This is a genomic window from Leclercia sp. 1548 (assembly GCF_050435045.1).
Classification (GTDB): domain Bacteria; phylum Pseudomonadota; class Gammaproteobacteria; order Enterobacterales; family Enterobacteriaceae; genus Enterobacter; species Enterobacter adecarboxylatus.
This window is the reverse complement of sequence record NZ_JBNDJP010000002.1, coordinates 750258-766125: the sequence shown is the minus strand read 5'-3', so window position 1 is coordinate 766125 and position 15868 is coordinate 750258. Positions and strand designations below refer to the sequence as shown.

The 15868-nt window shown below is 57.1% G+C and carries 16 protein-coding genes; 7 read left to right on the top strand and 9 right to left on the bottom strand.

Going from position 1 to position 15868, the window contains the following annotated elements:
- Window positions 1-17: 17 nt before the first annotated feature.
- Both ABIE02_RS08930 and ABIE02_RS08925 read left to right on the top strand, forming a co-directional pair.
- The gene (locus ABIE02_RS08930) at window positions 18-1802 is read left to right on the top strand and encodes a methyl-accepting chemotaxis protein (protein WP_336994519.1); all 1785 of its coding nucleotides are present in this window, start codon (window positions 18-20) and stop codon (window positions 1800-1802) included.
- 210 nt (window positions 1803-2012) lie between these two features.
- Complete coding sequence (locus ABIE02_RS08925; RefSeq protein ID WP_032611330.1) at window positions 2013-2255, top strand: DUF1883 domain-containing protein; 243 nt, start codon at window positions 2013-2015, stop codon at window positions 2253-2255.
- A 42-nt stretch (window positions 2256-2297) separates the two neighbouring features.
- On the opposite strand, the gene ABIE02_RS08920 is transcribed toward ABIE02_RS08925, so the two are convergent.
- Entirely contained in the window at window positions 2298-2993 is a 696-nt protein-coding gene (locus ABIE02_RS08920; RefSeq protein WP_130588657.1) for a gamma-glutamylcyclotransferase, read from the bottom strand.
- A 193-nt stretch (window positions 2994-3186) separates the two neighbouring features.
- Window positions 3187-3417, bottom strand: a complete 231-nt coding sequence (gene chaB / locus ABIE02_RS08915; RefSeq protein WP_032611335.1) for a putative cation transport regulator ChaB — start codon at window positions 3415-3417, stop codon at window positions 3187-3189.
- Window positions 3418-3685: 268 nt separating this feature from the next.
- Between chaB and chaA the strand changes: the two genes are divergently transcribed.
- Window positions 3686-4786, top strand: a complete 1101-nt coding sequence (chaA, locus tag ABIE02_RS08910; RefSeq protein ID WP_032611337.1) for a sodium-potassium/proton antiporter ChaA — start codon at window positions 3686-3688, stop codon at window positions 4784-4786.
- Between the two features lie 94 nt (window positions 4787-4880).
- Here the strand turns inward: chaA and kdsA are convergent, their stop codons facing one another.
- The 6 genes from kdsA to hemA are packed head-to-tail and all read right to left on the bottom strand — an operon-like array spanning window position 4881 to window position 10185.
- Window positions 4881-5735, bottom strand: coding sequence for a 3-deoxy-8-phosphooctulonate synthase (kdsA, locus tag ABIE02_RS08905; RefSeq protein WP_059307690.1), 855 nt, complete (start codon window positions 5733-5735; stop codon window positions 4881-4883).
- Window positions 5736-5771: 36 nt separating this feature from the next.
- Complete coding sequence (sirB1, locus tag ABIE02_RS08900) at window positions 5772-6581, bottom strand: invasion regulator SirB1 (protein ID WP_032611339.1); 810 nt, start codon at window positions 6579-6581, stop codon at window positions 5772-5774.
- A gap of 3 nt (window positions 6582-6584) precedes the next feature.
- Window positions 6585-6977 carry an invasion regulator SirB2 gene (gene sirB2 / locus ABIE02_RS08895; protein ID WP_032611340.1) on the bottom strand — a complete coding sequence of 131 codons (393 nt, stop codon included), beginning with the start codon at window positions 6975-6977 and terminating at the stop codon, window positions 6585-6587.
- A complete protein-coding gene (prmC, locus tag ABIE02_RS08890; RefSeq protein ID WP_032611341.1) occupies window positions 6974-7804 on the bottom strand; it encodes a peptide chain release factor N(5)-glutamine methyltransferase in 831 nt (276 codons plus the stop codon). Before prmC ends, sirB2 begins: the two co-directional genes overlap by 4 nt.
- Entirely contained in the window at window positions 7804-8886 is a 1083-nt protein-coding gene (gene prfA, locus ABIE02_RS08885) for a peptide chain release factor 1 (RefSeq protein WP_032611342.1), read from the bottom strand. The genes prmC and prfA overlap by 1 nt, the downstream gene beginning before the upstream one ends.
- Window positions 8887-8928: 42 nt before the next feature.
- On the bottom strand, window positions 8929-10185 hold the full coding sequence (gene hemA, locus ABIE02_RS08880) for a glutamyl-tRNA reductase (RefSeq protein ID WP_336994518.1): 1257 nt from the start codon (window positions 10183-10185) through the stop codon (window positions 8929-8931).
- 269 nt (window positions 10186-10454) lie between these two features.
- On the opposite strand from hemA, the gene lolB reads away from it, so the two are divergent.
- The 4 genes from lolB to dauA all read left to right on the top strand — a co-directional run bounded on the left by lolB (window position 10455) and on the right by dauA (window position 14800).
- Complete coding sequence (gene lolB, locus ABIE02_RS08875; protein WP_103792036.1) at window positions 10455-11066, top strand: lipoprotein insertase outer membrane protein LolB; 612 nt, start codon at window positions 10455-10457, stop codon at window positions 11064-11066.
- On the top strand, window positions 11066-11932 hold the full coding sequence (ispE, locus tag ABIE02_RS08870) for a 4-(cytidine 5'-diphospho)-2-C-methyl-D-erythritol kinase (protein WP_163604524.1): 867 nt from the start codon (window positions 11066-11068) through the stop codon (window positions 11930-11932). The genes lolB and ispE overlap by 1 nt, the downstream gene beginning before the upstream one ends.
- A gap of 123 nt (window positions 11933-12055) precedes the next feature.
- Entirely contained in the window at window positions 12056-13003 is a 948-nt protein-coding gene (gene prs / locus ABIE02_RS08865; RefSeq protein ID WP_003856663.1) for a ribose-phosphate diphosphokinase, read from the top strand.
- A gap of 120 nt (window positions 13004-13123) precedes the next feature.
- Window positions 13124-14800, top strand: a complete 1677-nt coding sequence (gene dauA, locus ABIE02_RS08860) for a C4-dicarboxylic acid transporter DauA (protein ID WP_032611399.1) — start codon at window positions 13124-13126, stop codon at window positions 14798-14800.
- On the opposite strand, the gene ABIE02_RS08855 is transcribed toward dauA, so the two are convergent.
- Complete coding sequence (locus ABIE02_RS08855) at window positions 14786-15829, bottom strand: MerR family transcriptional regulator (RefSeq protein WP_204231364.1); 1044 nt, start codon at window positions 15827-15829, stop codon at window positions 14786-14788. The genes dauA and ABIE02_RS08855 overlap by 15 nt on opposite strands.
- Window positions 15830-15868 lie beyond the last annotated feature (39 nt).

The following is a 15868-nucleotide window of genomic DNA, read 5'->3' as shown; positions in this document are numbered from 1 at the left end:
CAGCAGGTATAACAATTATGTTCAGGTCAATTCGCGCTCGTATTATTGCGGCGACGGTCGGATGTCTTATCGCCGCGCTCATTTTGAACACCGTGATTAATTTCCAGGTCACGCGTCAGGATAATCAACAGTCGCAACGCGACATGCTGGCCAGCACCAGCGCCAGCCACAGCCTGGCGATAGCCGACTGGGTTAGCAGCAAAACCACCATTATTAACTCCCTGCAAAGCGTAGCCCTGAGCGACGATCCGGTGCCGATGTTTAAACAGCTGGCGCAGGCGGGCGGGTTTATCAACGTCTATGTTGGCTATGCCAGCAAAACCGCGAAGTTCTCCAATCCTGACGGCGTGCCCGCCGACTACGATCCCACGGTGCGTCCGTGGTATCAGCAGGCGGTAAACGAGGATCGCGCGATTGTTACCGCCCCTTATGTTGATACCGGAACCAAAAAGCTGGTGGTCACCTTTGCGGTCCCGGTGAAAGAGAACGGCGAGCTGAAAGCGGTGCTGGCGGGAGACGTGGCGATGGACAGCGTGATTGCCAACGTGCGCGGCATTCATCCAACGCCGGCCAGCAGCGGGCTGCTGATAGACAGCGACGGCACAGTGATCGCCGCCAACGATCCTGCCCTGACCCTGAAACCCTTTGCCGATGTCATCCACGGCGTTGACCTGAATATCCTGAAAAGCGGAAAGCGCGCCGAAGGTCAGTTTAACGACGCGGCGAAAACCTTTGCCGCCACCCCAATAGCCGGGACCCAGTGGCAACTGGTGGTCGCCCTTGACAGAGATGATGCGACCTCCGGGATGCGTACCCTGCTGAAAGCCTCTTCCCTGTCGCTGGTGATCCTGGTTCTGCTCAGTGCCGTTGTGGTTCATTTCGTGATTGCCCGCCTGCTGAAACGCCTGTCGGATATTCGCGATGCGATGCACGCCATCGCTAACGGCACTAACGATCTTTCCCAGCGTCTGCCGGAGAAAGGTGAGGATGAGGTAGCGCAGATTGCCCATGCCTTTAACGCCTTCAGTGACAAGCTCGCGGTGGTGATGGTGCAGCTGCGTGATGCCAGCGCCTCGGTGAAAAACGCCGCTCAGGAGATCGCCGCCGGTAACCAGGATCTCTCTGGCCGCACCGAGCGGGCCGCTTCCAGCCTGCGCGAAACCGCCAGCGCCGTGGAGCAGATCACCGCCTCTGTCGCCCAGTCAACCGAATCGGCCGCCATTGCCAATGCGCAGGCAGGCAAAGCCTCCGAGGCAGCCACCCGTGGCGGCAGCGTCGTCTCCCAGGCGATCACCACCATGCAGTCCATCGAAGCCGCATCCACCAAAATTGGCGACATCACCAGCGTGATTGACGGCATCGCCTTCCAGACCAATATTCTGGCACTGAACGCCTCGGTTGAAGCCGCGCGGGCGGGTGAACAGGGTCGTGGTTTTGCGGTTGTCGCAGGGGAAGTACGTAACCTTGCCAGCCGCAGCGCCCAGGCAGCCAAAGAGATTAAGAGCCTGATTGATTCCACCACCGACAGCGTGGCGACCGGTTCGCGCTTTGTACACCTGGCCGGACAGAGCATGGATGAGATTGTCACCAGCATCGGCAGTATGTCGGGCATCATGCGAGAGATCACCGTCGCCACCAGCGAGCAGATGAAAGGCATTCAGGAGATCAACCGGGCGGTAACGCATCTCGACAGCATGGTGCAGCAGAACGCCGAACTGGTGGTGCAGTCGGCCGCCGCGGCCAGCGCTCTGCAGGGTCAGGCAGGCGAGCTGGCTGAAACCGCCGGACATTTCCGCATTTAATGTTAACCCGATGCCTGAAGGCGGTGTAAAGCGATGCTGGCTGAACGCTTTCAGGCATATTGTCATTTTTGTTTAAGGGTTATGCCATTTTTTGATCAAAATCAGCACCCCTGACCTTCCCCTTTGGTGTTATGCCATGAGTGAATTGTGAACAACATCACGCTCAGGATTAACCGCAAGGAGAGCGTTGTTTCCATACAGGGGTAAAAAATGGCATTGGTAAAAGCAAGTCTGAAGTTGTTTGGTGGGGATACGGTGGTGGTACGTTGCTCAGAGCGTTGTCATATTCATCTGATGAGTAACAAAGCCCCACGCAAAACGCAGGCAGATATTCTAAGCGTGCAGAACCGGGATAGCGCCTGGCTCACGGTGCCTTATACCGGCATCTGGGAGGTGCTCATCGACAGCCACAGCCAGTCGCTTGAGCACTCCATTAGCTACGTTGCCGCCTGAGGCGAGATCGCCCGGTATGCTGTAAAGCTACCGGGCGTTTTTTCAGGCAAAGCCTGGGGTCAGCGGGCTGTCAGGCTGGGCGCCGTCCAGCAAGGCCCGCACACGCGATACCAGCTCATTCAGACAATCATCCCGCATGCCCAGTCGCGTCAACTCCTGATCGAGCGAGAACAGGTATTGGGCATTAGTCCCAAGCGGGCCGCTGGCCGTAGCAATCAGTGGCGCGATGACCTGCGCACGGGTGTCGGCTTCAAACAGCGGATGGCGCGGATCCATAATGAATACCAGCGCATTGACGGTGCGTCCGTCATCAAGTTCCAGCTTGCACCAGCTCGGCATATAGCAGCCGGTGATCATTTCGCGCTTCCACAGCAGAGACAACTCCTCTTCCAGGGTTGCATCTGGCAGGCGATAGGCCACGCCCGTGGTGCGTCCGCCCTCTTTCAGTGCAAGCATACGTCCAGGCTGGCAGGCGCTACCGCGACCGGCGGTCAGGCGCAGACAGAACGCGCGGTGCCAGCCCGGCAGGGTTCCGGTTGCCGATTCGACAAACTCCAGCGCCGGGTTCCACATCAGCGAGCCATAGCCGAAAAGCCACACCGGACCGTTGTCCGGGCGACAGGCAAGGGTTGCAGCCAGCGACGCCGCACGCTGCTCGGCTGACCACAGAAGCGATTCTTCAATCGCACCGAAGGCCGTTTTACAGTCGGCCTTCATAAGAAAATCACGCGTTAACATATTGCACCTCCGCCACTGCCTGCTTCCTTGCGCACACTTTTGTGAACCTTCCAGGTCCTTTTACTGCTCAATTAGAAAGCAGTAACGTGACGATATGCAATAAACTCGCCGGGTGCAATACAACTCCAGCGCAACCGCCTTAAAAGCTAACGCGCAGCGTGCAAATTTTTAAACACAGCCCAGTGTAAACAGGCTATTTCTTCGGGTGCCACTTATCATCGTCGCCCTTTTCGTAGTCGTTCTTCACGGCCGCCCAGGCCACGCGGTGGGCGGTCTCTTCCCGGCTGGCATCGCCCCGGCGATCTTCTTTATCCTTGTATTGATCCCAGGCGCTGTTGAACGCTTCTTTATAAATTTCCTGTGCATGGGCTGGCAGAACATGCTGGACGTTATCTGGTAAATCGCTTTTCGATTTATATGGCATAGCAAACCCCTCTTTTTAATCAATTATTAAGTGTGGTCGACAATGCCAGAGGCTTCCAGTCGAAATGATAATCGTGTAACTATTTTTCTTAATTCACTGTTATTAAGAATATATTTAACAATAAACAGCTATTATGAGGTTTTCAGACGATATTTTATCAATACCGTAAAATCAGGTAAAAGATAGCCAGAATTTAACGGTAATCTGTTAATTTAACGCCCTCTTTTTCTATCTATAATGACAAGCACCTGCAACTCTGGAGAATCACATGACAACCGCACACGAGACGGTGAAAACCCGTCACAAGGAGACGTCTCTCATTTTCCCGGTGCTGGCACTGGCCGTGCTGCTCTTCTGGGGAAGTAGTCAGTCGCTGCCAGTGGTCATCGGCATTAATATCCTTGCACTTGTTGGTATTCTGAGCAGCGCCTTCAGCGTTGTCCGTCATGCCGACGTGCTGGCTCACCGCCTGGGAGAGCCTTACGGCTCGCTGATTTTAAGTCTTTCCGTCGTTATTCTCGAAGTAAGCCTCATTTCTGCCCTGATGGCCACCGGCGATGCGGCACCTACCCTGATGCGCGATACGCTCTACTCCATCATTATGATTGTCACCGGGGGACTGGTCGGCTTCTCACTGCTGCTGGGCGGGCGCAAATTCGCTACCCAGTACGTGAACCTGTTTGGTATTAAGCAGTATCTCATCGCCCTCTTCCCGCTGGCGATTATCGTGCTGGTGTTCCCGATGGCGCTGCCGGGCGCTAACTTCTCCACCGGCCAGGCTCTGCTGGTAGCGCTGATCTCAGCGGCCATGTACGGCGTGTTTCTGCTTATTCAGACCAAAACGCACCAGAGCCTGTTTGTGTATGAGCATGAAGATGAGGGCGACGACGATGACCCGCATCACGGCAAGCCGTCCGCGCACAGCAACCTCTGGCATACCCTCTGGCTGATCGTGCATCTGATTGCGGTGATTGCGGTGACCAAGATGAATGCGGCCCCGCTGGAAACGCTGTTGACCGAACTGAACGCGCCAGTGGCCTTTACCGGTTTCCTGGTGGCCCTGTTAATCCTGTCTCCTGAAGGTCTGGGCGCGCTGCGTGCAGTGCTGAACAATCAGGTGCAGCGCGCAATGAACCTGTTCTTTGGTTCGGTGCTGGCGACCATCTCTTTGACCGTTCCGGTGGTGACGCTGATCGCCTTCCTCACCGGCAATGAGCTGCAGTTCAGCCTTGGGGCACCGGAGATGATTGTGATGGTAGCGTCGCTGCTGCTGTGCCAGATTTCGTTTTCAACCGGGCGCACCAATGTGCTTAACGGCGCTGCGCATATGGCACTATTTGCGGCCTATTTGATGACGATATTTGCCTGATGCTTCCAGTCTCTCCTCTCCCGCAGGCTGAGGAAGAACACAAAAAAAACGGCAACCTCAGGTTGCCGTTTTACTTTTATGGGGTGGTTCTTAATTAGTTGCTGGTATCCAGCTCATCAAAGCTCTTAACCAGGTCGTCAATGGCTTTGATTTGTTTCAGGAACGGTTCCAGTTTGTCCAGCGGCAGCGCAGACGGGCCATCGCATTTCGCGTTGGCTGGATCCGGGTGGGCTTCGATAAACAGCCCCGCCAGGCCGGTAGCCATACCGGCGCGCGCCAGTTCAGTCACCTGACCACGACGGCCGCCGGAGGCTGCGCCAAACGGGTCGCGGCACTGCAGAGCGTGCGTTACGTCGAAGATCACTGGCGACTGGTTAGAAACGTTCTTCATCACGCTGAAGCCCAGCATATCCACAACCAGGTTGTCATACCCGAAGTTTGCGCCACGGTCGCACAGGATCACCTGGTCGTTACCGCCTTCGATAAATTTATCGACGATGTTGCCCATCTGGCCCGGGCTAACGAATTGCGGTTTTTTTACGTTGATCACTGCACCGGTTTTCGCCATCGCTTCAACCAGGTCGGTCTGACGCGCAAGGAAGGCTGGCAGCTGAATCACATCGACAACGTCGGCTACAGGCTGCGCCTGGCTTGCTTCATGGACGTCGGTGATCACTTTCACGCCAAAGGTCTGCTTCAGCTCCTGGAAAATCTTCATCCCCTCTTCCAGGCCTGGGCCACGGTAAGAGCGAATAGAGGAGCGGTTGGCTTTGTCAAAAGAGGCCTTAAACACATACGGAATGCCCAGCTTCTGGGTCACGGTCACGTAGTGTTCGCAGATACGCATCGCGAGATCGCGGGATTCCAGAACGTTCATGCCGCCGAACAGCACGAACGGCAGGTCGTTCGCCACGTTGATATCGCCAATGCTAACCACTTTTTGTTTCATAGGATCGCCTTATTCAGGGGTGAATCGGAATTAAGATTAATGCAGTGTAATCTGTTTATGCGCGATGGAATTAATCTGCGCGCGAATCATCTCGCTGATAGGATCTTCCGGGCACTGCTCAACGAAATAACTCAAATCAGTCAGCGCAACGTGGTCACACTCAAGCTGGACGTAGATCAGACCGCGGTCGCGGATCTCATACGGATCTTCCGGGTTAAACTGCAGCAGCACCTCGCTGGCACGCAGCGCCAGCTCCATCTGCCGCTCTTCCATCAGCGCCGACTTTAAGGTGTCCAGCAGTTTGCGCACCACTTCAGCGTTATCCGCTTCGTCCAGATCTTCGTTGTACAGCTCTGCCATTGGGCTGATGTTGCCCTTCAGCCAGACATCCAGCGTGTGATCGTCGAGGGTGTCGCCATTGAACGGGTTGATTAACCACATTTCACCATCAAGCCACTCGGCGCGCAGCAGCATCTGCGTCGGGAAGATGACCGGCACCAGCGGGATATCCAGGCGGTGCGCCACCCATAATAAAATGGCCCCCAGGGAGACAGCGCTACCCTGACGGTTTTTCAGTACCTGATCGAGCCACAGCGCATCGGAGAGCCGATACACGCCACGCGTATCGCAAAAGCCCCATTCGCCGTAGAACAGCTCAATCAGTTTCTCCAGTTGCCAGTCCTGCGGGCGCGCCTGATTAATCTCTTCACGCGCCAGACTCACCAGATTCTCCAGCTCGTCGTAGACGTATTGTGAAATAAAATCATCGCGGATCATCTCTGATACTTTGATCATTCCATCGCACAACGGCACTTTGTTAAATTCGAAATCGGCCAAGGACTCCATGACTTACCCCAGTAACGGTATTCTTGTGGTGGCGAGTTTAATGATGATGTACAGCACCACCAGCCCCAGCAGAAAGGCGATAAACCCCACCTGCTGGCTGCGCGGGCGATGACGCCCCAGCGCAATAAAACCCAAAACGATGTAGATGATAACGCCAAACAGCTTTTCAGTCAGCCATGTACCGTTATCAGTAAATGGCAGATAACCCGTCACCCACATTAATCCTGCCCCCGACACAAAGAGAACGGTATCGATGCAGTGCGGCAGTACCCGCACCCAGCGGGCGTTGATCAGCTGATTATTGCTGTAACGCCACCAGTAACGCAGCGCAAAAAAACTGATGGTCAGGGTGACGGCGGCCAAATGCAAGGCGATCAGCACAGAGAAGCTATTCATGGCAGCTTGCCTGCGGTCAGACGCTCATTCCCGCCATAATCACGACAGGTTTCAACCTGGTCAAAACCTGCCTGCAAAAAGAGCGTACGCACGGCTTCGCCCTGGGTCCAGCCGTGCTCCAGCAGCAGCCAGCCGCCGCTCACCAGATGGTGACGAGACTGAGTAATGATATGGCTGAGATCGGCCAGCCCCTGATCGGCGGCAACCAGCGCGCTGAGCGGCTCGAAACGCACATCCCCTTCGGCGAGATGGGGATCTGCTTCATCAATATAGGGCGGGTTACTGACGATCATTTCAAACTGCCGGTCGGCAAGCGCGGTGAACCAGCTGCTGTGCAGCACCGTCACATTTGGCAACGCCAGGCGCTCAAGATTGCGCTGGGCCAACGCCACCGCATCGGGCATCACATCCACCGCAGTGACCTGACAGTCCGGGCGCTCACTGGCCAGCGCCAGGGCAATGGCCCCGGTGCCGGTGCCTAAATCAAGAATGCGCGCAGGCGCAGCGGGTAGTCTCGCCAGCGCCTGTTCCACCAGACACTCGGTGTCGGGCCGGGGGATCAGGGTGGCTGCAGAGACATACAGCGGCAGCGACCAGAACTCACGCTCCCCCACCAGATGCGCTACCGGCTCGCCGGTTTTACGACGGGCCAGGAGCTGTTCAAGCCGGGCTTGCTGGTCGGCGGTTAGCTCTGTTTCGCCAAAGGCGAGAATGTAAGTCCGTGCTTTCCCGGTCACATGCCCGAGCAGGATCTCCGCGTCGCGACGGGGGCTTTCGCCTCCCGCCAGCTCGCTTACCGCCTGCTGTAGCCAGTGCTGAAAATCCATTAATCCTGCTCTGCCAGCGCCGCCAGCTGATCGGCCTGGTACTCCTGCACGATAGGTTCAATCAGTGAATCCAGCTTGCCTTCCATGGTCTCATCCAGACGGTAGAGGGTCAGGTTGATACGGTGATCGGTCACGCGGCCCTGCGGGAAGTTGTAGGTGCGATTGCGATCGCTGCGATCGCCGCTGCCCAGCAGGTTGCGACGGGTCGACGCTTCGGCCTGCTGGCGTTTTGCCATTTCTGCTGCGTGAATACGCGCGCCCAGCACCGACAGCGCTTTGGCTTTGTTTTTGTGCTGGGAACGTTCGTCCTGACACTCCACCACAATGCCGGTTGGCAGGTGGGTAATACGGATCGCGGAATCGGTGGTGTTAACGTGCTGACCGCCCGCACCGGAAGAGCGGAAGGTATCGATACGCAGATCGGCCGGGTTGATGTCCGGCAGCTCGGCTTCCGGCAACTCAGGCATCACCGCCACGGTGCAGGCGGACGTGTGGATACGGCCCTGGGATTCGGTGGCCGGTACGCGCTGCACGCGATGGCCGCCGGATTCAAACTTCAGGCGACCGTACACACCCTCGCCGCTAATTTTGGCAATCACTTCTTTATAACCGCCGTGCTCACCTTCGTTGGCGCTCATGATCTCCACGCGCCAGCGGCGGGATTCGGCATAGCGGCTGTACATGCGGAACAGATCGCCGGCAAACAGGGCCGCCTCATCCCCGCCGGTTCCGGCGCGGACTTCGACAAAGGCGTTGCGCTCATCGTCCGGGTCTTTCGGCAGCAGCAGCACCTGCAGCTGTTGCTCCATCTCTTCCGCGCGAACTTTGGCTTCCTGCAACTCTTCCTGCGCCATCTCACGCATTTCCGGGTCGTCGAGCATCATCTGCGCGGTTTCGATATCTTCCTGAACCTGTTGCCAGTCGGTAAAGCAGCGTGAAACATCACTTAATTGAGCATACTCGCGCGACAGGGCGCGAAAACGTTCCTGGTCGGCAATGGTTGCGGCATCGCCGAGCAGCGCCTGAACTTCTTCATGGCGCTCGTGCAATGCTTCCAGTTTGGCGACGATAGAGGGCTTCATAGGCGTAAGTGCACCTTATAATAATAAAATGGGTATGGCGCGCTATTCCAGCCCGAGGCTGTCGCGCAGAATGTTCAGGCGTTCGTCGTCCCCGTTACGGGCGGCCTGTTGAAGTGATTTGGTTGGGGCATGGATCAGGCGATTGGTCAGTTTCCATGCCAGTTCCTGCATGATGACCTGCGGATCGCCGCCCTGTTCGAGGGCCGCCATCGCTTTGGCAGTCAATTCATTACGGACCTGTTCCGCCTGACCGCGGTACTCGCGAATGGTCTCGCTGACGCTTTGCGCGCGCAGCCAGGCCATAAATTCGCTGGTTTCCTGCTCAACAATGGTCTCGGCCTGCACCGCTGCCGCTTTACGCTGGGCAAGGTTGTGCGAAATGATGCTCTGCAGATCGTCCACGCTGTACAGATAGGCGTTCGCCAGTTTGCCGACGTCAGGCTCGATATCGCGCGGAACGGCAATGTCTACCAGCAGCATCGGCTGATTACGACGGGATTTCAGGGCGCGCTCCACCATGCCTTTACCGATGATCGGCAGCGGGCTGGCGGTGGAACTGATAATGATATCTGCCTCGTGCAGACGGGCGTCGATGTCGCTCAGGGCGATCACCTCCGCACCGACTTCATCCGCCAGCGTCTCGGCGCGTTCGCGGGTACGGTTGGCGATAATCATCTTCTTCACTTTGTGCTCGCGCAGATGGCGTGCGACCAGCTCGATGGTTTCGCCCGCGCCCACCAGCAACACAGAGACCGTGGAGAGGGATTCGAAAATTTGTCGCGCCAGGGTACAGGCAGCGAAAGCAACCGAAACGGCACTGGCGCCAATGTCGGTTTCGGTTCGCACTCGCTTGGCGACGGAGAAGGATTTCTGGAACATGCGTTCCAGCTCGCTGGCCTTGAGGTGGCCTTTCTGCGAATCGGCAAAGGCTTTTTTAACCTGCCCGAGGATCTGCGGCTCGCCCAGTACCAGCGAGTCGAGACCGCTGGCCACGCGCATCAAATGGCTGACCGCATCGTTATCCTGATGCCAGTAGAGGCTGTTGCGCAGCTCTTCTTCGTTCAGATTGTGGTACTCGCATAACCAGCGAATCAGCGCTTCGTGCAGGTTGTCCTGCTCTTCAACGCTGAGATAAAGCTCAGTACGGTTGCACGTTGACAACACCACGCCCCCCTGCACCATCGGCTGGGCAAGCAGACTTTCCAGCGCCTGGTCGAGCGTATCCGGCGCAAACGTCACACGTTCTCGCAGTGAAACCGGGGCTGTTTTGTGGTTAATACCGAGTGCTAAAAGGGTCATATGAGCGGGAGTAGTACCAGCGTTAATAAGGTTAGCAGGCCGCATCATACAGGATGCGCGAGATCAATAAAAGAGACTGCCCCCTTTCGGAGTAATAGGTTATCAGTTCATATTCACCAAAAAAGTTCGTTATGCCGCCAACGCATCTGCAACATGAAGTATGAAGGTTAATTCTATGATTTAGGATAACTTGAGCGTAGACGCTGCGGCATACGGGCGCTAGCATTAAGAACTATAACTGCCACGTATCTCAAGGATTTGTCATCATTATGACCAGACTGATTCGCCTGCTGCCCCTGGCCGCGCTGGTGCTGACCGCATGTTCCATTACACCGCCTAAAGGACCGGGCAAAAGCCCGGATTCGCCACAGTGGCGCCAGCACCAGCAAGCGGTGCGTGCGTTAAACCAGTATCAAACCCGCGGCGCCTTTGCTTATCTGTCGGATCAGCAGAAAGTGTATGCCCGTTTCTTCTGGCAGCAGACCGGCCAGGATCGCTATCGCCTGCTGCTGCTGAACCCGCTGGGCAGCACCGAAATGGAGCTGATTGCCCAGCCGGGCAGCGCACAGGTCACCGACAATAAAGGGCAGAAATATACCGGTACCGATGCCGAAGAGATGATCGGCAAGCTGACCGGGATGCCTATTCCTATTACCAGCCTGCGCCAGTGGATCCTCGGCCTGCCGGGCGACGCCACCGACTATAAACTCGATGACCAGTATCGCCTGAGCGAAGTGAACTACAGCCAGAACGGTAAAAGCTGGAAAGTGGTGTACGGCGGCTACGACAGCAACAGCAAACCGGCCCTGCCGTCCAGCCTGGAGCTGACCGAAGGCAGCCAGCGCATCAAGCTGAAGATGGATAACTGGATTGTCAAATGATGACCCACTGGCCTTCGCCCGCAAAACTGAACCTTTTTTTATACATTACCGGACAGCGTGCTGACGGGTATCACACCCTACAGACGCTGTTTCAGTTTGTAGACTACGGCGACACCATTTCCATCGAACTGCGTCAGGACGGGCAGATCCGCCTGTTGACCCCGGTGGACGGCGTGGCCGACGAAGATAACCTGATCGTGCGCGCCGCCCGCCTGCTGATGCGCGCCGCGCAAGAGTCCGGCCGTCTGCCCGCGGGCAGCGGTGCGGATATCAGCGTCGATAAACGCCTGCCGATGGGCGGCGGACTCGGCGGTGGATCCTCTAACGCCGCTACCGTGCTGGTGGTGCTCAACCACCTGTGGGGCTGTGGCCTGTCGGTAGATGAACTGGCCGCGCTCGGGCTGACACTCGGTGCTGACGTGCCGGTGTTTGTTCGCGGACACGCAGCCTTCGCTGAAGGTGTGGGCGAGATCCTCTCTCCGGCAGAACCTGCAGAAAAATGGTACCTGGTGGCCCACCCTGGCGTGAGCATTCCGACCCCGGTTATCTTTAAAGATCCAGACCTTCCGCGCGATACCCCAATAAGGTCAATAGAAACGTTATTAAACTGTGAATTCAGCAACGATTGCGAGGATATCGCAAGAAAACGTTTTCGCGAGGTTGATGAAGCGCTTTCCTGGCTGTTAGAATACGCGCCGTCGCGCCTGACTGGCACAGGGGCCTGTGTCTTTGCTGAATTTGATACGGAATCCGCTGCACGTCAGGTGCTCGAGCTGGCTCCAGAGTGGCTGCATGGTTTCGTAGCGCGTGGTATGAATGTCTCCCCGCTGCAGCAGGCCATTCTGGCGCAACCTGAGTTTCGGTGACAACGTCACCCTGTTCCAGACGTTGCATCGCGCTCTTTAATACACCGCCTGGATAGCATTCGCCTGGCCCGCACAGTTTACGGCGAACTATCCACCACTGGACGCATGCCTGAGGTTCTTCTCGTGCCTGATATGAAGCTTTTTGCTGGTAACGCCACCCCGGAACTAGCACAACGTATTGCCAACCGCCTGTACACTTCTCTTGGCGACGCCGCCGTAGGTCGCTTTAGCGATGGCGAAGTCAGCGTACAAATTAACGAAAATGTACGCGGTGGTGATATTTTCATCATCCAGTCCACCTGTGCTCCAACGAACGACAACCTGATGGAATTGGTTGTTATGGTCGATGCCCTGCGCCGTGCTTCCGCTGGCCGTATCACTGCTGTTATTCCTTACTTTGGTTATGCCCGTCAGGACCGCCGCGTCCGTTCCGCACGTGTACCTATTACCGCTAAAGTTGTCGCTGATTTCCTCTCCAGTGTTGGCGTTGACCGCGTTCTGACGGTTGACCTGCATGCCGAGCAGATCCAGGGCTTCTTCGACGTTCCGGTTGATAACGTATTTGGTAGCCCAATCCTGCTGGAAGATATGCTGCAGCTGAACCTGGACAACCCGATTGTGGTTTCCCCGGACATCGGCGGCGTGGTTCGCGCACGTGCTATCGCTAAACTGCTCAACGATACCGACATGGCGATCATCGACAAACGTCGTCCACGCGCTAACGTCTCTCAGGTGATGCACATCATCGGTGACGTCGCTGGCCGTGACTGCGTGCTGGTTGACGACATGATCGACACCGGCGGCACTCTGTGCAAAGCCGCCGAAGCGCTGAAAGAGCGTGGTGCAAAACGCGTATTCGCTTACGCGACTCACCCGATCTTCTCCGGCAATGCCGTGAACAACCTGCGCAACTCCGTCATTGATGAAGTTGTGGTGTGTGACACCATCCCGCTGAGCGACGAAATCAAAGCGCTGCCAAACGTGCGTACTTTGACCCTGTCCGGGATGCTGGCCGAAGCGATTCGTCGTATCAGCAACGAAGAATCGATCTCTGCAATGTTCGAACACTAATCGGACGCAGTCTGAAAACCCGCTACGGCGGGTTTTTTTGTCTGTGGTATTCATTTGTATGATTAATGCCTCCTTCACCTGCCATTGATATGACAGATGATGCGCAACTGGATAATGATTGTGAAAAACGCTTCCTCTCATGTTCTTCCCTTCCGCGCCCTCATCGACGCCTGCTGGAAAGAGAAATACACCCTGTCACGCTTTACCCGTGACCTTATCGCCGGGATCACCGTCGGTATCATTGCCATTCCGTTGGCAATGGCGCTGGCGATTGGCAGCGGCGTGGCACCGCAGTACGGCCTGTATACGGCCGCCGTCGCCGGGATTGTGATTGCCCTGACCGGAGGGTCGCGCTTTAGCGTCTCCGGGCCGACCGCAGCCTTTGTGGTGATCCTCTATCCGGTATCCCAGCAGTTCGGCCTCGCCGGGCTGTTGGTGGCGACCCTGATGTCCGGGGTATTTTTGATTCTGTTCGGCCTGGCGCGCTTTGGCAGGTTGATTGAGTACATTCCGCTTTCCGTGACCCTGGGCTTTACCTCGGGGATCGGCATCACTATCGGCACCATGCAGATTAAGGATTTCCTCGGCCTGCAGATGGCCCATGTGCCAGAGCACTACCTGCAAAAAGTGGGTGCGCTGGCGATGGCGCTGCCGACAACAAACCTGGGGGATGCGGCGATTGGCGTGGTGACGCTGGGGACACTGATCCTCTGGCCGCGCCTGGGCATTCGCCTGCCCGGCCATCTGCCTGCTCTGCTGCTGGGCTGTGCGGTGATGGGCGTGGTGAACCTGCTGGGCGGCCACGTGGCCACTATCGGCTCGCAATTCCACTATGTCCTGGCGGATGGTTCCCAGGGGAACGGTATCCCGCAGCTTCTGCCGCAGCTGGTACTGCCCTGGAATCTGCCCGGATCCAGCTTCACCTTAAGCTGGGATTCCCTGCGCGCCCTTCTGCCCGCCGCCTTTTCAATGGCAATGCTGGGGGCGATTGAGTCGCTGCTCTGCGCGGTGGTGCTGGACGGCATGACCGGCACCAAACACAAAGCCAACAGCGAGCTGGTCGGTCAGGGGCTGGGGAATATTATCGCGCCGTTCTTCGGTGGAATCACAGCGACCGCAGCCATTGCCCGCTCGGCGGCGAACGTGCGCGCTGGGGCAACCTCCCCGGTCTCGGCGGTGATCCACTCGGTACTGGTGATCCTCGCCCTGCTGGTGCTGGCTCCCCTGCTCTCATGGTTACCGCTGTCGGCCATGGCGGCCCTGCTGCTGATGGTGGCGTGGAACATGAGTGAGGCGCACAAAGTGGTGAACCTGCTGCGCCGCGCACCGAAGGACGACATCATCGTGATGCTGATCTGCATGTCGCTGACCGTATTGTTTGACATGGTGATCGCGATAAGTGTCGGGATTGTGCTGGCCTCGCTGCTGTTTATGCGCCGTATCGCCCGCATGACCCGTCTGGCAGCGGTTAACGTCACGGTTCCGGACGATGTGCTGGTGTTGCGGGTGATCGGCCCCCTGTTCTTTGCTGCCGCCGAAGGCCTGTTCAGCGATCTGGAGTCGCGTATTACGGGTAAGCGGATTGTGGTGCTGAAATGGGATGCAGTGCCGGTGCTGGATGCGGGCGGGCTGGACGCCTTCCAGCGCTTTGTGCAACGCCTGCCGGAAGGCTGTGAACTGCGGGTGAGTAACCTCGAGTTCCAGCCCCTGCGCACCATGGCGCGCGCAGGAGTGCAACCCATTGCCGGTCGTCTGGCGTTCTATCCGAACCGCGAGGCCGCGTTAGCGGATTTGTGACATCCGCCGCTGCATCATGATACTTATCGCCTGCTGGAGCCATGCAAGGACAGCAGGCGTCATCCAGGTCCCTTTCATCAGATGCGGCTCCTGCTGCATCGCCTGTCGAAATTTCTGCTGCGTCACGGGGTTGGTTCCCGCATAAGACTGGAACAGTTCCAGCCAGTTCTCGGCCAGCTGTTGCGCGGCGTCAGAGGCGGGATCCAGCGCTTCTGACTCGGCCCGGTGCAGCTTCGCCACCAGCGGTGGCCACTCCATCATGCGATCAAAATAGTGCGCCCGGGTAAACGCCATCTCCTCCGGTGAGAGGTAGTTTTGCCAGATGGCGAGTTTTGATTCCGCAAATGCCCGGGTTATGTAATCCATTATCTCTGTCGTGATACCCGTTTGCTCGCGCATCTGCGCCTCGACGTTGTGCATCTCGTTGAGACGGGTCAGAAACGCCGGTTTGCCCGCCGTGTCCTGCTCAAGGCGCACCATCCAGCGCGTGGCCAGATCCTGCGCCCTGGGATCAGAGACCTCAACATTGTTCTCCAGCAGGGTTTTCACCTCCACTACCAGAGCGGCCCAGATCTCTGCCAATGCCTCTTTGTGCATTGCAAAGGGCAACTGCTGTAACTCTTCTTTACTAAACCAGCGATCGTACATGTTCATTAACTCCAGAGTCTGTAGCCAGGACTCCAGATCGAGATCCTCACGGGTATCAAGCCCGGTGCGTAAATCAACAAGCCTGTCGCGCAGCGTGGTAATGCTGCGCACCTGCTTATCCAGCAGACGGATTTGCGCGTCGAGCAGTTCCGATAACGTGAGGGAATCTTTTTCCAGAAAATCCCGGATTTCAGCAAGTTCCAGCCCTGCCTTTGCCAGCGCCTGAATCATATGCAGGCGCTGAACATCGGCCAGATTATAGAGCCGGTACCCTGCCGCGCTTCTGGCAGAAGGCAGCAACAATCCTGTTTGCTCATAGTGGTGCAAGGTGCGCACGGTGATCCCGGCACGTTTTGCCAGTTCCCCGACCTGAATTAACATAACGGCTCCTTCTTATGCCAGTGGCGTCACTCTGGGGCC

Coding starts and splice junctions, on each gene's coding strand:
- ABIE02_RS08930 (WP_336994519.1), top strand. CDS start 18: ATGTTCAGGTCAATTCGCGCTCGTATTATTGCGGCGACGGTCGGATGT.
- ABIE02_RS08925 (WP_032611330.1), top strand. CDS start 2,013: ATGGCATTGGTAAAAGCAAGTCTGAAGTTGTTTGGTGGGGATACGGTG.
- ABIE02_RS08920 (WP_130588657.1), bottom strand. CDS start 2,993: ATGTTAACGCGTGATTTTCTTATGAAGGCCGACTGTAAAACGGCCTTC.
- chaB (WP_032611335.1), bottom strand. CDS start 3,417: ATGCCATATAAATCGAAAAGCGATTTACCAGATAACGTCCAGCATGTT.
- chaA (WP_032611337.1), top strand. CDS start 3,686: ATGACAACCGCACACGAGACGGTGAAAACCCGTCACAAGGAGACGTCT.
- kdsA (WP_059307690.1), bottom strand. CDS start 5,735: ATGAAACAAAAAGTGGTTAGCATTGGCGATATCAACGTGGCGAACGAC.
- sirB1 (WP_032611339.1), bottom strand. CDS start 6,581: ATGGAGTCCTTGGCCGATTTCGAATTTAACAAAGTGCCGTTGTGCGAT.
- sirB2 (WP_032611340.1), bottom strand. CDS start 6,977: ATGAATAGCTTCTCTGTGCTGATCGCCTTGCATTTGGCCGCCGTCACC.
- prmC (WP_032611341.1), bottom strand. CDS start 7,804: ATGGATTTTCAGCACTGGCTACAGCAGGCGGTAAGCGAGCTGGCGGGA.
- prfA (WP_032611342.1), bottom strand. CDS start 8,886: ATGAAGCCCTCTATCGTCGCCAAACTGGAAGCATTGCACGAGCGCCAT.
- hemA (WP_336994518.1), bottom strand. CDS start 10,185: ATGACCCTTTTAGCACTCGGTATTAACCACAAAACAGCCCCGGTTTCA.
- lolB (WP_103792036.1), top strand. CDS start 10,455: ATGACCAGACTGATTCGCCTGCTGCCCCTGGCCGCGCTGGTGCTGACC.
- ispE (WP_163604524.1), top strand. CDS start 11,066: ATGACCCACTGGCCTTCGCCCGCAAAACTGAACCTTTTTTTATACATT.
- ABIE02_RS08855 (WP_204231364.1), bottom strand. CDS start 15,829: ATGTTAATTCAGGTCGGGGAACTGGCAAAACGTGCCGGGATCACCGTG.